The 15507-nt window shown below is 44.7% G+C and carries 18 protein-coding genes; 5 read left to right on the plus strand and 13 right to left on the minus strand.

Going from position 1 to position 15507, the window contains the following annotated elements:
* Window positions 1-114 precede the first annotated feature (114 nt).
* Window positions 115-1233: a deoxyribonuclease IV gene (locus PAV_RS18940; RefSeq protein ID WP_005549046.1), complete on the minus strand. Its 1119-nt coding sequence runs from the start codon at window positions 1231-1233 to the stop codon at window positions 115-117.
* A 442-nt stretch (window positions 1234-1675) separates the two neighbouring features.
* On the opposite strand from PAV_RS18940, the gene PAV_RS18945 reads away from it, so the two are divergent.
* The 3 genes from PAV_RS18945 (at window position 1676) to PAV_RS18955 (ending at window position 4040) form a co-directional block, all read left to right on the plus strand.
* On the plus strand, window positions 1676-2137 hold the full coding sequence (locus tag PAV_RS18945) for a hypothetical protein (protein WP_005549047.1): 462 nt from the start codon (window positions 1676-1678) through the stop codon (window positions 2135-2137).
* A gap of 380 nt (window positions 2138-2517) precedes the next feature.
* On the plus strand, window positions 2518-2988 hold the full coding sequence (locus tag PAV_RS18950) for a DUF2621 domain-containing protein (RefSeq protein WP_005549048.1): 471 nt from the start codon (window positions 2518-2520) through the stop codon (window positions 2986-2988).
* Window positions 2989-3098: 110 nt separating this feature from the next.
* Window positions 3099-4040, plus strand: coding sequence for a TIGR01777 family oxidoreductase (locus PAV_RS18955; RefSeq protein WP_005549049.1), 942 nt, complete (start codon window positions 3099-3101; stop codon window positions 4038-4040).
* Between the two features lie 137 nt (window positions 4041-4177).
* Here PAV_RS18955 and PAV_RS18960 read toward each other — a convergent pair whose 3' ends face one another.
* The 10 genes from PAV_RS18960 to PAV_RS19005 form a co-directional block, all read right to left on the minus strand.
* Window positions 4178-6055: a DUF6382 domain-containing protein gene (locus tag PAV_RS18960; RefSeq protein ID WP_005549050.1), complete on the minus strand. Its 1878-nt coding sequence runs from the start codon at window positions 6053-6055 to the stop codon at window positions 4178-4180.
* Window positions 6056-6071: 16 nt separating this feature from the next.
* Window positions 6072-6581, minus strand: a complete 510-nt coding sequence (locus PAV_RS18965) for an A24 family peptidase (RefSeq protein WP_005549051.1) — start codon at window positions 6579-6581, stop codon at window positions 6072-6074.
* 38 nt (window positions 6582-6619) lie between these two features.
* A complete protein-coding gene (locus PAV_RS18970; RefSeq protein ID WP_238555858.1) occupies window positions 6620-7399 on the minus strand; it encodes an AAA family ATPase in 780 nt (259 codons plus the stop codon).
* Between the two features lie 222 nt (window positions 7400-7621).
* Window positions 7622-9850 (minus strand): acyl-CoA cholesterol acyltransferase, encoded by a 2229-nt coding sequence (locus PAV_RS18975; protein WP_238555859.1) that lies wholly within the window; start codon window positions 9848-9850, stop codon window positions 7622-7624.
* 74 nt (window positions 9851-9924) lie between these two features.
* Window positions 9925-10602, minus strand: coding sequence for a pilus assembly protein (locus PAV_RS18980; protein ID WP_005549055.1), 678 nt, complete (start codon window positions 10600-10602; stop codon window positions 9925-9927).
* Between the two features lie 12 nt (window positions 10603-10614).
* Window positions 10615-10803 carry a Flp1 family type IVb pilin gene (locus PAV_RS18985; RefSeq protein WP_005549056.1) on the minus strand — a complete coding sequence of 63 codons (189 nt, stop codon included), beginning with the start codon at window positions 10801-10803 and terminating at the stop codon, window positions 10615-10617.
* Between the two features lie 44 nt (window positions 10804-10847).
* Entirely contained in the window at window positions 10848-11729 is an 882-nt protein-coding gene (locus PAV_RS18990; RefSeq protein WP_005549057.1) for a type II secretion system F family protein, read from the minus strand.
* 49 nt (window positions 11730-11778) lie between these two features.
* Window positions 11779-12552: a type II secretion system F family protein gene (locus tag PAV_RS18995; RefSeq protein ID WP_005549059.1), complete on the minus strand. Its 774-nt coding sequence runs from the start codon at window positions 12550-12552 to the stop codon at window positions 11779-11781.
* Complete coding sequence (locus PAV_RS19000) at window positions 12533-12946, minus strand: type II secretion system protein E (RefSeq protein ID WP_313903352.1); 414 nt, start codon at window positions 12944-12946, stop codon at window positions 12533-12535. The genes PAV_RS18995 and PAV_RS19000 overlap by 20 nt, the downstream gene beginning before the upstream one ends.
* A gap of 32 nt (window positions 12947-12978) precedes the next feature.
* Complete coding sequence (locus tag PAV_RS19005) at window positions 12979-13368, minus strand: hypothetical protein (RefSeq protein ID WP_005549062.1); 390 nt, start codon at window positions 13366-13368, stop codon at window positions 12979-12981.
* A gap of 75 nt (window positions 13369-13443) precedes the next feature.
* Between PAV_RS19005 and PAV_RS19010 the strand changes: the two genes are divergently transcribed.
* Entirely contained in the window at window positions 13444-13656 is a 213-nt protein-coding gene (locus PAV_RS19010) for a helix-turn-helix transcriptional regulator (protein ID WP_005549063.1), read from the plus strand.
* A 208-nt stretch (window positions 13657-13864) separates the two neighbouring features.
* Here PAV_RS19010 and PAV_RS19015 read toward each other — a convergent pair whose 3' ends face one another.
* Window positions 13865-14257 (minus strand): LytTR family transcriptional regulator DNA-binding domain-containing protein, encoded by a 393-nt coding sequence (locus PAV_RS19015; protein WP_005549064.1) that lies wholly within the window; start codon window positions 14255-14257, stop codon window positions 13865-13867.
* Between the two features lie 91 nt (window positions 14258-14348).
* On the opposite strand from PAV_RS19015, the gene PAV_RS19020 reads away from it, so the two are divergent.
* Window positions 14349-14576, plus strand: coding sequence for a hypothetical protein (locus PAV_RS19020; RefSeq protein WP_005549065.1), 228 nt, complete (start codon window positions 14349-14351; stop codon window positions 14574-14576).
* A gap of 533 nt (window positions 14577-15109) precedes the next feature.
* On the opposite strand, the gene PAV_RS19025 is transcribed toward PAV_RS19020, so the two are convergent.
* Entirely contained in the window at window positions 15110-15499 is a 390-nt protein-coding gene (locus PAV_RS19025) for a recombinase family protein (protein WP_005549067.1), read from the minus strand.
* Window positions 15500-15507 lie beyond the last annotated feature (8 nt).

Genomic DNA, 15507 nt, shown 5'->3' on the forward strand with positions numbered 1-15507 from the left:
TCATGAATATCATTTGCATCATACTCTCTGTCTTCATGCTTCATTCGTGCCTATCCAATCGAATCATAACAGCTGATGTTCTCGCATCTATACTCTACATACAAGCTATGATGGTTATTTCCAAGCAGCCTGTCCAGCTAAGCAAGCCGTTAGACGCTGGTTAATCTCTTCCTCAGACAGGTCTGGGAATAGATTTGCCTCGCCAACCATATCATACAGCCGCTCCATCGGCTCGCGCGGATCAGCCTTTCGAGCTTTCGCATCTTTTTTAAGTACATCCCATGTCGCCAATACGAACTCACGCGGGGCGATATCCTGTCCCTTGAAGAAATGCTCCAGACGCTCCACATCCGGGATAAATTCTGAACCAAGGCGCTCCACATCGCCGCGAAGGAGAGCGATCTCTGCTTCGTACATCGGACGCTGCTTCTTCGAGTCTTTCCCGATCCACGGCGTCTCCAAAATAAATGGTCTGCCTGCAAGTTTCTCATGATGCACGATGCGTTGAATCGCCTCAAAGCCAATCATTCCAGATCCTAGCGAGGCGTGACGGTCTTTCCCAGCTCCGAGTGGATTTTTACTGTCGTTGATATGCACAATCGCAATGCGATCCAGACCTACTATGCGGTCAAATTGCTCCAAAACACCATCAACATCATTGACGATATCGTAACCAGCATCATGAGTATGGCATGTGTCAAAACATACAGTTAGGCGATGATTATCCTCAACCTTCTCAATAATCGAGGCAATTTCCTCGAAGCTCCGGCCAATCTCTGTCCCTTTGCCAGCCATCGTTTCCATAGCAATATTGACGTCTGTATCTTTCGTATTGCTCAGTACCTCGTTCAAGCCCTCTGCGATCCGGTTGATGCCGAACTCAGCATCTTTGTCGGTATAAGCACCTGGGTGAAGCACAATATTTTTCACACCAATGCAGTCTGTGCGGCGAATTTCTTCTTGGAGGAAATTAACGGCCAGCTCAAACGTATCCGGCTTGTACGATCCAAGGTTAATAATGTACGGCGCGTGCACTACAATTTCTCCAATGCCGTGCTTCTCCATCAGTTCCTTGCCTTCTTCAATATAGAGCGATTCAATTGGCTTGCGGCGCGTATTCTGCGGCGCTCCAGTATATATCATGAACGAGCTTGACCCATAGGATACTGCTTCCTTCGTTGCAGTCAACAGCCCTTTATCGGAAAACGAAACATGAGATCCAATTTTCAGCATGTAATTGCTCCTTTCAAAATCATTTCCCCTTATTCTACAAGGATTATCGAAATAAATCTAGGCAACGTTGCTATCGTTAGGGAACCTTTGCAAAAACGCTGTAATGGTGCGTTTTTTAGATTTTTGCGTAAGCACGTTTAGTCAACGGATAGCACGGTTTAGCATCGTTTTTGTGGGAAGGTAGCATGGAGCACTCCATCTCGAATGTGACGAACAACTATATACCTCTGCGTAATCTCACCATGTCTATCTGAACAAGAAACCATAACTCTAATGATGGTAAAACAATCCAGTTTCAGGTAGCACCTAAATTAAAGCGCCGTCGAATTCTATCCTCTCGGCTCATTAGCTCTTTAATAGAGTTACCTGTTGACTACCCTTTAAGCTTTGGTTAAGATTGTCATGTAATCAAATTCCATATTTTAGGAGGATACTACTGTTAATGAAAAAATTTGTTGCATTAACCATTGCAGCAACTCTGTCACTAACAGGACAAGTTGTACATGCAGCTCCACATGCAGCTCCGGCCTCTGTAGAATCTACAAATTCAGTAGAGAAACAGTCTCCACCACCAGACGCGAAATATATTGAACATGTTCTGTTGTGGAGTACAGGCGGGTACAATTACTTCGAGGTATCCATCAGGGAAGTCGAAACGAACAGAGAAATAGCTCACCAAAAAGTTTATCCCACAGACCGTTTCCAAACAAAATTCAACATCAATAATTCCCTTTTAGTCGAGGGAAATAGCTATCGCATTAATATTAGCGCTTTTAACGATCGCATAAAACCGCCTCGCCCAATTGCTAGAGGAAATCTCACTTATAAAGTTAATAAGCTGTACACATATAAAGATGGCGAAACAGCACAAATCAATATTGATCTAAAAAGAGTACTATGGTAGAAACCCTTAGAGCCGCCATGGCTAAACCTTGGCGGCTCTATGTTTTCTATATTATAAGTTTCAATCCGTGCAAAAACGACATAGAACCATATGCTTCCGCACCTGAGCTCTAAAAAGAAAAATTGTTTCTATTCTAGAATGAAAACAGTGATCCAGTTGCGCCGTGATTTCCTCATTCCAGTCACGGAAGGTACGCCAGATGTTATTGGTGTTGTAGAAAACTTGGAGGTATCCAACAGATCCTGATACCACGTTATTAAACGTTACCCTTTTTGTACCTGCTGGCTCCACCACTTACTCTCGAAATATATCTAGGAATGGGGTATAATTCGATATAAGCATCTTAGTAAAAAGTACCAACAATCATGAGGTGAGAATTTATGCTTAACTCGTTCACCCTGTTCCCAATGGCTATTGATGGCCCAGGCCGTTGGTTTATGAATTCCATTGCATTTTGGACCTTCGTCTTATTAGGCCTGATGGCGATTGGCGGCTACTTCATGTTCCGCAAATTTATGAAGGTGCTTCCAATGAATGATGGCAAGTCGAAGCTGGATTGGCAGAATTACTGGGTAGAACAAAGTCGAGGCCTGTGGACGGACGAATCAAAGGCATTTTTGGAAAAGCTTGTTGAGCCCGTACCGACTCCCTTCCGCGATATTGCTCGTCATTCGATCGCAGCCAAAATTGGGCAAGTAGCTTGTGAGAGCGGCGCGGCAGAAGTAACGCAGGATCATTGCATCCAAGGATACATCATGGCTACACCGAAGCGTGATTATAGAAGCCTCGTTAAATTTCTGGACAATAATGGAATCGATTACACACCATATAAGCATCTGCTCAACAAATGATTCCTATCGTTTCTCCGTATTAAGAGATGGATGCGCATACACAAGCATCTATTCGGGTAAATCACATCTTAGTTCTATCCATTCCATTAACGTGCTAGGAGGGATATGACATGAAAGTGATGATTTGCGGCGGAACCGGGCTTATCGGAAGGGCTCTGATCGATTTTTGGCTTCAAGAAGGCCATGAGCTTATCATCGTTTCCCGCTCCCCTGCGAAAGTGCATGCTTATGGTGAGAGGAAAAGAGTTCAAGCCATTAGTTGGTCAGAGCTGACCCATATCCCCGAGCATTCTCAAGATGTAGATGCCGTTGTGAACCTAGCTGGAGAATCCATTAATCAACGTTGGACTAGCATGGCTCGAAATCGTATTCTCTCCTCCCGCATCATTCCTACACGGAGAATTGCAGATTGGGCGAGCAAGCTGTCCCGTAAGCTGCCGATCTACATAAGTGCCTCGGGCATTTCCATTTATGGGCCTTCCGAGACGGGAACCTTCGATGAGATGAGCATGGCTCGCGGAGATGACTTTTTAACAGATGTTATCTATCAATGGGAAGAGGCAGCGGATCGCGTTCCTGCTGATCGCACCATTAAGCTGCGGATAGCCCCAGTACTGGCGAATGAAGGCGGAGCGTATCCAATGATAAAGCTGCCGTATTTGCTAGGCATTGGGGGACGAATTGGTTCGGGAAAACAACCTTTATCCTGGATACATATTACGGACATGGTTCGACTCATTGATTTCGTGCTGTATGATTCAATTGCAGGAGTCGTAAATGCGTCCTCACCAGAGGCGGTAACCAACGATGATTTCGGCAGATCCCTTGCTAAAGTGTATAGACGAAAGCACTGGATGCCCGTTCCTGCTGCTGCCCTGCACATTCTCTTTGGCGAAATGTCCTCCCTGTTGCTCCAAGGTCAGCGTGTTTATCCAGCTAAGGTGCTGGAGCATGGCTTCACCTTCCAATATGGAACACTGGAAAAAGCATTGACCGAGCTTCGCGATTCGAAGAAGAACAACAGCAGCTCATTGATGAACGAAAATGTATAACCGTTTACCAAGCTTTGCTTATCATACGAATATGATTTTAGCGATTCACTTTCCGCATCAGAGTCATTCTCAATCGATCATTATTGACAGTATGACCCTAACAAAGGGGGGGCAGACGCAGCGTCTGTCCCTCTTTGTTATCCCACCCGAAATATATACTTCGAACGGGCGATAGATAGCTTATCGCCATCATTTAATGAATATAGTTTGTAGGGAATCAAAAGCTCCCCTTGTAGTTCCGTTCCATTTTTTGAGCCCAAATCTCGTAGTTCTAAGGAGCCCGTCGGTGTCCTTATGAATTCACAATGATGCTTGGATACCCCCATACTTTCATCTCGGTGATGCACGCCTTGATCAGCACGTCCGATTATGAACGGAAACACTTGGAGAGAATAAGTGCCAATTATAGCCATTCCCGCTTCATCGAGCTGCTGGAGATACGGTTCCCTCGGGCTGCCTTCGGCTTGTCCTTCTCCAAGCATAACTGTAGCATCTGAATCAGAAGCATCTAAAATAGCTGTGTGATGAGTTAATGAAGCATAATAGTCATTACCATCTGCAGCAAGCGAGCCTTGATCACCACCGACTATTGATCGCTGCTCACTATGGAAGTGATTTACTCCGATATGAGACATTTGAGGCATCTCACCAGCTCTCTGTTGCTGTAAAAAACTCAAAACTTCTGAACTGGCTGATGCGGTATGAGCAGTTGATCGTTCATTGGTCTGATGTCCAGCTAGTTCCGAAGCCGATGGAGAGGATGATAGCACTGTGTTCTGTTCCAATTGTGAGCTCCCTTTTTCTTTGCTGTTGTGTGTATCCATCGCACCCATAGGCTGGGATATATGGGATAGCTCCATTGATAAGAACTCAGGAAGTCTATTGGGGTTATTCCAATCCTGATTTGCTCTCGGTTGAAATTTCTGCTCATCTGTTGCTTTCTGATAGCCCGCCTTGTGAGAGTACAGCTTTTTCCACCACCGGCTGGGAATTCCCGTTAAATACATTGCGCCAATAGCAACGATAGCAATATTCCAAGCTATTGTATACGTAAATACTTCAGGAGTGGGGTTAGACATATAACCAAACTTCCATCCTAGTGCGGCCACAGTAATGACAACCCCAGATGTAACGATCGTATACTTCTTATTGCTCTGTTCATATTCTTGTCCTGCCTCATCCGGGATCGTACAGTGACCTCGCTCATGCTGACTTGAACTTACATTAGACTTCGATTGACCGAATGCCGAGGGCACTCGATCCTGCCTATCAAAAGAAGGAAATGCCGCGGAATTCCACTCGTCTCTTCCTAGTTCTGTCCCGGCACCTGTGTATTCATTAGGTAGCTGGTTCTGATTATCCCGCCCACCTCTCCCGCCGTCCCCCGAATTAAGCTGCCCTTCTGTGAGCTGCCTATTATTCACAGACCTGCCGGACGCTGAACCCACAATTAAGGATTGCAATAAGCCACGCACATCTGCAAGAGTTGCTCCTTCCTGAGACAACAACTGCACAAGACGTTGAAAACCATCTCCATCCCAAGCATTGACATGAGAGGACAACAAAATGCCTAATCTCCTCAAGCCTTCCATACCAGCTTGTGGATGTAACGGCTCCACTGTTGGGATGTACGCAGTATAAAGATTTCCGTTCCAAGAGCTCCCGTCTACATAAATGAAGCGCTCGTGCAATAAAATTTGGTTCGGATGCAGCATATATGCTCGGCATCCTTCCAGCACATTGACCAGTTGAAACATCCATTCAAAATATTGAATCGCAGTAATCTGTAAAGAACGGAGCACCTGCTCCATCATTTTTTTACCACTAATATCGTATAAAAATGATGCCTCAAAATCGACTTCTCGAATTTCCACGGGCAGCAAATGAGGAACTTCATTAAAGCGCAGCATATTGATCTGATAGGCATCCAATTCATCGGAATGGACAGTTGGCTCTCTGGTGAGCAGCATTCTCATTTTCCCTTCATGGACAAAATCCGCCTTATAGCCATACATCGACACCGACCACCTCCTAGATCCATAATTGACCCCAATATGCTGTTATCGCTGCAGGCAGTACCGCCCACATAAAGGGAAAGGTTGCTTGATTGGAGGTCACATGCTTCAAAGGTGCCGCAGAACGAAGCCACATAAATTGAATGATAGCCGTTCCAAATCGCTTCCATCTTCTTTCACGCCCGAATAGCATGATTGCTGCCGCAATCATCCCGCCATATATAATGGCGTAAACAAATGTGTCCCATGCAAAAGCAGCCCCCATACATGCTCCTATCGCTGCAAACAGCTTGACATCTCCTGCACCAACGGCGCGAAGTATAAAAAGTACTAGTGTAATAGCGAAGCCACAGACAGCCCCCAATAGGCTGAATAACAGACCACCCCATCCATTTGCAGCACAATGTCCAATGAAGCCTACAAGCACAATTGAAACGGTTAAATAATTGGGTATTTTTCGAGTTCGCAAATCGGTTGTAAACGCAGCCACAAGCAATATCCCACATAGCCCGATCGACCATATCATTCGGCAGCATCCTTTCACCCTTGCGGTAGCCATTCAAATTAATTTACTGTAAATTGCCTCTCTGCAGTTCCTCCGTCTTCTGTGTTCACGACCAATCTCCATTCACCAGATGTTGTATTGCCAGATACGAGCCATTCCCAGCTTACATTGCCGTCGGCATCCGCTTCAGCCCATCCAATATGCCTTGCTTTACTCTTTCCACTTTTATAGAAGACCACTAGCTCGACCTTTTCATGTGGTATAGCCTTAATCGCCAACTTGGCTTTACGTCCAGGCAATAAGGGATCTGGTTCCAGACTAACAAATGCAGGTGGCGCACCCCCCTCAGCTTTTGCTTCTCCCCCAGCCGTTCTCGACTGGGGACCGTCACCAATCCATACCCGCTCTGATGCTCTCGCAGCTATAGTAATAGTCTTCAAGAGAAAAGGCACACGCATAGGTAGATCGTACTCTACCTCTATCGCAATATAAGACTCTTCCTTATCCACAATATCCGGCAGCTTCACATGTGTAATCCGAATCCGCTCTTCCTTTAATATCCCTTGAATTCCATAACGAATGAGCAAAGGCTTAAACAAAGCTGCTCCAACGCGAGCCTGTCCCCATTCTCCTGCTGCCTCTGCTCGTTTCTCCGCCCAATCTACCATATGCTCGGAAGCCCATTGATTCAAAGGTGGGGGCAAGGCATTACTAAAGCGCTCAGCGAACTGCCGTGCTGTCATTTTTAGAGCCATTGCTGGCGGCTTGCGAAGAAAGGGGCTTTTGCTCTCTCTATCCTTTGATTCCCTTTTCTTCACTATCAGCTCGATAGGATACATGTGAGCAGCTACCTGCTTCACTGTATTCGTCGCTGCGGATTGCAGAGATGTCGTAATTACTGAGGCGTAAATCATATACACAAAAAATAAAACAAGAACAGTACCATCGGCAGCATCAGCGCAGCTTCAATTGTGATACTGGCCCTACCATCGCCAATAAAACGGCGCATCCAGTTGCCGTCTCGTCCAAAGCAATTCCTTTTTGCAAGCTGTTTCTTGCCGTCAATATGAGAACACAGAAGTCTTTGTTGCATAGTATCTTCCATTCTCGATTTCACCGCCCAATATGCCGGTTTGCCCAATCCATTTCATTACCCCGGGCAGGAACCATAATGGTGTGCTAATTCGCAGCTCTGTGTCACCATAGGTTCCTCTAGTCGTAGGATCGATACCTGTATTTTGATGAATAAGAGCGAGCATGCGCTTCAGCATTCCTTCTCGACTGCCATGAACGAGCATAAACAAACGCAAGTGATCCGAATACGACAATGTAACAGAAGGCAAGTATCTCGAAATCGGCACTTTATCTTGCGTAGCGAGAAGAATCAGATCCCGAACCGCCTGTTCAATTCCATATAAAATTGCAGCTATTAAAATGAGCAGCGGATGTTTCAACTTTGCGCACTCGATAAAACCCTCCATTGTCCGAATCGCAAGCCGCATTGCAAATATTTCCCCAAATGCTGCTGCAACATTACTTGATGGATTATGGAATCCATACAATATGTACTCAACTTCCTGGTTATGTATGGATAAGGATTGTACCAGCTCATCCGCAGGCTTATTTGACGTAAGCATCGATTTCAGCTTCATAGGATCATAAGAGTTGAAGTAGAGGAACGCATACTCATTGCGGTATAATCGATCTTTTAACAAACTAAACCCACTTGCAATGCTGTCATAAATCGAGGTAACAGAATCCATAGACTCCTTTCCCTCTTCTACCGCATTCTCATAATGTTTGTCTGCTGCAGTCTCTTCTTCGGATACACTATCATTAAAAGCCGCGATAGCCTCTGCCTTCTTCTTTACTTCTTGAAACAGTTGATCATGCTCCTTTAACTGATTCGTCAGTTTTTTTAATGAAGACAATAAATCAGTTGCTTCTCCAAGCTTTTCATTTGCCTCCTTTTCTTTTTGCTTGCGCTCCTTTTCCGTGGATCGTTGCTTTTCAAACTGCTGCTCCCTGGCATCGATCACATTAGAGGCGTCTACGTAATCCTTTGCATACTGACGCCACTGCCTCCAAAAACTGAAAACCGTATTCTTTAGACTATAAGAGGATATTGTCCTTCCCATAATTTGGTTTGCCGTTGATTGAACCTGATTCGCTGCTTCGTTCACTTGCTCCATGCTGCGAAGCTGTCTTTCTACCTCCTGCTTCCATTCCGTAATGAAAGTGTCTGGAATCACTAGATCATCAGCAGCTTCATTAATTCGTTTAATTTCATTTGACATCTGTTCAGAATCACTTATCGTCCCTACACTTGGCTCACTGGATTGACCAACTTGGTCATATCCGTTGTAATTCGAGCTGGCACGCCCCTCTTGAATGACCTGCTTCATTTCTTCATTGTATTGACGGGCCCTCTCAATATGGATCAGAGCCGTATTCACCCCCTTACGATGCTGATCCAATAAGCTAGAGGAAACCGACATCAGCCTTCTAGACATATCTGATGAGTCAGTCTCATACGCATCCGTAGCATCCTCATATTGCTTGTCTTCATCTTCAGCACGGTTCTCATCCAAACGAATCTTATATACATAATCTGAATATTGTGCTCCCATATCCGCTGCACTTCGAATTGAACCCAGCGAGCTATCTCGCATGATATCGCTTTCTCCTGTCGCTATTCGGCTGGACAGGTCAGATCGTGCAGCATCATTACGAAGCGAGATCTGTAGCTTAAAGGCTGTGCGTATTTCCTTATCACGTTTGTCAACCAGCTTCTGCAACTTGGATAGCAGCTCTGTTGTTTGCGCTGCTTCCTTCATTACTTTGGACATTGGCTTCAACTTGCTGGACAAATCAAACGCAAATTGAACAGGCGCCTTGTACTTCATATCTTCTAAGATCTGCCGCTCCAACTCATCATATCGTCCAAGTTCTCTCGTAATCGAGGTGGAATGGCTGTCTAACAGCACAGATACCCATGGAAATACACCGGTAGCCTTTAGCCTCGCCTGATCCTGCATTACATAATCCATAATAATGGCCGGATCGGACTGTCCGTAAGCGAACAATTGATAACGCTGCTGCAGTGCAGGTTCATAGGCTGACATAACGGAGCGAATTCCGCTCTGAGCAAGCACCTCCGCCCGCCACTCAGCGGCCGCTATACGAGCATAATCAATGAGCACACTCGTAAACAGAAAGATTGCGGCAACGATAAAAATGAGAAGGACGGATACGGAGCCCTGAACATCTTTCCATAAACTTCGCCTCATGCGAGTTCTCCTCTCGTCCCCCATCCGCTTGAACACCTCCGCATCTATCATTGAGGTTTTTTCGATTCCATCTGCTATTTAGCTGCCCGCTTAATCGTATCAGCAGCTTGCTCATTCGTGACTCCCTTCTGCTTCCATTGAGTGAGCTTGGTATACATATACCGTCCAAATTCAACGGAACGTATAAATTCTACAGGCTCCACAACGGCTGCGGCAGCCTCGCCTTCTCCAGATACTCGACGTCCAGTAAGCTGCGCAAATGCCTTTTGGTACAAGGGACGATCAAGTGAAACCTTTACCTTGCGTTCAATTGCAATGTTGTCGAATTTCATCTCTCCCTGAAAAATAGGCGGCAAAAGTCTTCCTGCCCGCATGAGCTTCTTCTCTGGAAGTGAAGAAGAGTCGCTGCTGACTGGCAGCGAAATTTCGTTCGTCACACTGCCGGTTACAACACCAAGCAAACGATCCAGCATAAAATCATCGAATAATCGCCAGTACAGCCCATCACGCTTGCCTTCTGGATAAGAACCCGTAGTTGCGTCTTTGAAGCTATTGTCCCAGAAGGCTGCTCCCCGCTCTGCCGCAAGCGTCGCAGCATGTGACGACATGACGTGCTGGAACATCAGCATCGCGAAGAAAAGCATTGCTAAAGAACAATAAAAAACAACTGGAAATATGATGCTCGCTTCAACCGTGTAAGTACCCTCTTCGGAAATAAGCCGTTTCCACCATTTATGAAGATTTTTCTTCAAGGAAATCCCCTCTTATGGCGTGCTATCGAAAATTTTATTTTTCTCGGTGTCCACCTTTGCAAATAGCCCTTTCAGAAACTCCTTGATTTGTTCCCGAAATGTAAGTGCAAGAACGACAATAACGGCAATAATGACAACAATCTCCACCATGCCAAGCCCGTCTTCTTCGACCCATAATCGTTTCCATAGTGAGTTCAACATTGTTATCCTCCTTTAATTCCAATAAAAATGAAAACACGATAATATTACCCCTGCATCATCAATAGTGCTGGCGCACCGACAACAACAAGAACAACTAGAAACATCAACATCATCGGAAATACCAGCTTCGTTGACAACTCCTCGCCCCGCTTGCGTGCCACCGTTTTGCGCTTGTCCCACAATTGTCTGCCCAAATCCGCCATCGCAAGCATGAATGTCTCCCCGCCACGCCGCTGGTTCATGAGCACTGTAGTCACGAACATAGATACTTCTTGCATCGAGCAGCGCTTCGCCAGCAGCTCCATTGCCTGCGCGAAGGAATAGCCGTTATGTACATCTGACATCATTCGAAACAACTCTATGTATAATGGATGCTGGTTCTCTGACTTCTTCCGCTCAATACAGGTTGCAAGTGCCTTCGGTACGGTTTCCCCAGCTTGTACAAGCAGATTTAGCTTGTTAATCAATTCCGGAAGCTCCAATTGTATGTCCTGGCGTCTGCGCTCGGCCTTGTTGACAACCTCCTTGCCGCGCACGAGCGGGAGAATGACGCCGAGCAGCATACCGCCTGCCATAGTAGTGAAGCTGCCGTCTGTTACAGCAGGAAGGAGAAATCCCGCTACGACTCCCCCGAACAGATACAGCCCCATCTCCGCCATCACTCCCCGATACATCGAATGAGATCGTGCTGGTCCATGCATTTGCATAAGCGCCTGCCTTATCTTCGCTAGGGCGGGGTGAGTATCCAGGATTGGCTGCAGCTTCTCCTGCCACATCAATGATGCTGGAAGCCATTTCGCTGTTTTCATTTCCGAGCCAATGACAGCAAGCAATTCAGCATATCGCGCTTTTCCAGCTTGATTCATCAAAACGTACAGCACGATAATTACTATACTGGATATGCCCCAGATCCAAGTAGGCAGCACAACTACCTCCCCTTTCACTAAACAACTTCATCGGAAATAAAATGTCTGATTAGACCCGAATATCCATTAATTTATGAATCAATAAAACTCCAATGGACAGCACGATTAATGCGGCCGTTGCAATCACTCTGCCAATCCCTTCATACAGCGGCGTCATAAAGTCAGGCGAGCTCATATTGAGAAATGCCAAGAACAAAAATGGGGCAGCCATCATAGCCTTCATCTCTAGCCTCTTCTGCGCCACAAGTACCTCTATCTCCTGTAGAATATCCATTTTCTCGCCAATGACGGAGGAGGTCCGGCGCACTACTTCAATCAAATCCCCGCCTGTTCGCTTACAGGTCATAAATACATCTGCAAAATTCGCAATATCATCCTGCTGCGCTCGCTCACTGAAGTCCATCATGGCTTGTTCTACCGGTTCTCCATTCTCCATGCGCAATGACAAAATGTGAAGCTCCCGAATCATATCTACATCAGTTCCAGGATAGAGAAGCCTTAGATCCTGAGCAGCCTCCCGAAATGCATTCTCCATTGACCTTCCTGCACCGAGAGCGGATGATAATGAATATAAAGTCTGCTTAAATTGCAAGGTCAATTGTGATCGCTTGCGCTCAAGCAGTGTTCGCTGGCGGATACGGGTATAGCGAACACCAATGATTGATAGCAGGATCATCCCGAGCCAATGCTGATAAAACAGGTATCCGATACCAGCCATTGCTGAACATCCCGCAAGGATCGCGAAGATCCTCTCCTTATGGTTCAAAACATATGCATCGTATCGAGGAAGTCCCGTCTCCGCCTTATCCTTCTGTTGCTTCACTTTCCCCGTCCCCTCCCACGCAAGGCAGCTCAAGTCCTGCCATTCGCAGCTTGTCCACATGTTCTAACGTCCCGCGCTTAACCAGCCTCCCGATAATCCTGCCATCTTCTTGACCGCTCTCTTCGAATTGATATAAGCTCGACAACTGCACTTCGCCTTCGACAAATCCTCTTACTTCTGTAATCTCCAGCACTTTGCGCGAGCCATCTCTCATCCTTGCCAGATGCACAATTATGTCAATTGCAGAGGCAATCTGCTGCCTAACCACAATGACGGGGAGATTCGCTCCGCTTAGCACCATCGTCTCCAGGCGGCTTATCATATCCTTTGGCCCATTGGAATGGCCTGTCGATAAAGAACCATCCAATATAAAGTGCACATAAAAAGCCCTCAACTATAGAGGGCTTCCCTTGTCTGATGCTCTTATTATGCAATGGTATCTGTTACACCAATTATATACCCTATTTCAGCAACCCTGATGTTTTGAACGTACAAATCCTCCAGCCTATGATAGTGGTTGTAAATTTGCGATGGATCAATTTTTATATCTTTCAAAATCCTCACGAACTCATCATACTCCCCTTTTACCTCTTGTTCACACAAACTTACTACTTCAGCAATTCTCTCACACATTGTTGGATCGTACCAATCAACGGATCTTACTGCCGTGCGGTAAACTTTCTTCATCTCGGTTTTAAAGACCTCAAAAATAGCACTAGAAAGCTCTTGGCTGAAATAACTAGCTTCATTGCAAAGAATGGAAATAGGTGACGTTGAATCCTTATAATTTATATCAAACAACGAAACTGTCGGCATCTGATTCATCCTCTCATGATGTAATAATGGTATAATTGCCTTGAAAAACAGCATTGCCCCCAAAGGAGAAACACAATGGCATTTACTCGGGGTAGATGCCTGTTAAAACTCCGCCTAAAAGAAGCTCGTATGAGACAAGTTGATTTAGCTTTTATTACTGGATATTCGGTACAAGCTATATCAAATTATGCTAATAATCGATCCTACATGTCACCTGAAGCAATGTATACAATATCTAAGGCATTGAGATGTGGGATGGATGACCTTTACGAGTGGGTACGGAGCTAACAGGCTCTACCTCGATGAAAGTACACTGTCAGTATACTTTTTAAGCACACTGTTCAATTACTCTTCTCAATTCCCCCTCATCACTCATTAAATTTTCAAGCGTCCGCGGAACTTAATTTAATTATTGTTCCTACACGCAAATTTGTACAGAATCTTTCGTCAGACGAAAGTTGTTGGAATCACTGCACATTTCGACTTACTTCGACATTCAAAAAGAGTTATAATTAAGTTTTGTTATCTCTGGAAACTCTTTTTCCAGTTCCTCATAATCATTTGTTGTTAGGGTACATTTTTTTGAACCACCATCAAAATACGTATACATCTTTTCAGTATCAATCCTCTTTATGTTCCTTATGTTTGCCGAATTAACCCGATCAAAAATTCTGAATACATGGCCGCTTGCGTTTAATGCGCGCGTCCAAAATTTAATTGTACCAGGCGTGTAATACTGCCCGAAACTGGTATGCACAATGACCAAGTTATATTTCTTTGAAAATTCCAGATATAGAATCAATCGAACCGGCAGGAGATACAGACCGTATGCACCTTCTGGTTCGCGTGTTACGGTTATTTCGTTCATTACATAGAAAGATCTCGGCATGCAGCACCCCCAATAGATGCTGTATGCCCGTTTGCCACGCTGATTATACTCATGCAATAATATAGTTGACTTTAAATATAGAGGTGACAAAATGATGCAAGCAACTGAAGAGCTAGCCAACAAAATGTTGGAACTGTCTGGAGGTAACAGAGAAGCCTTGATGAGTTATGTCTTAGGAATGCTTGAAGGTTCTATCATGGCCGTGGACAAACTTGACACGAGCATAGAAGAGATCTTACCAAATATGAAAAAGATATTATCAGCGTATCATAAAGCTCATGAGACACTAAGAGATGTCGATACATCCAAACTAAACTAAAAGCCTTGGGATTGTCCCAAGGCTTTATTATTAACTTAATTTCAATTTCTCACTTTTGTGATACTCTATAAGACTTTTTTCATTTTTTCAAGCATTAGTTCACTATAGTGATCAACATATTTCGCGCCTGATAAAAACCCTTCATACATACCTACTGCGTGATTTCTCACAATTATTTGATCTTGAATGGATAATCTGCTTAACCTTTCACTACTACCAATCATACTGCCACCTCACCTCGTAATCGTAACAAGTACATTATTACATAACAGGTGTATTCTGTGTATATGAAAACCCCCCGGTGAGCAAATCCGGGGGGGTTTCAAAAGGATAGGGATAGAACTTATGGCTGCATCACTGTAAACCAGAGAGGTAATACATTATATTCTCAATTGTTCTAGTTCGTTCATCTTATATAGGGAAACAGGCGGTTGTAGAGATTAGAAGAATAATTCTAGAATAATTTGCGCCATTTTTGACAGCATGTATAGATGAATATCAAGAGGATTGTTTATAAAGAAAAAAGCCCCGGATTACTCCGAAGCTTTCTGTTCTTTGCTTATTTTATCAATGCCGCAGATAATTTCTAACTCCTTCAAACTACTATCATTGTTATTAGCCGTTACCACATTGTGATTTGTTTTCTTAGCGAATTGAATGAACTCATGCATTTGCATCGAGTCTCGATAAAGTCTATCGTATGAGCTAACGATCAGCGTCCCATTTGGATTTTCATCCATGAATTTTCTTACATTCTCAAATTCCGGTCGCTCAGAATTAGCACTGAATCCGTGGTCTAAGAAAACTTCTTCGACTTTGTAACCGTGTTCAGTGGCATACTTTTTGCAGAGTTCCAGTTGGGCGTTGATATCCTGTTCCGTGGTTGCTGTACGGCAATACACTACAGCTTTTTTATCACTCATTCGGATCA

The sequence above is a fragment of the Paenibacillus alvei DSM 29 genome, from assembly GCF_000293805.1.
GTDB classification, from domain to species: domain Bacteria; phylum Bacillota; class Bacilli; order Paenibacillales; family Paenibacillaceae; genus Paenibacillus_B; species Paenibacillus_B alvei.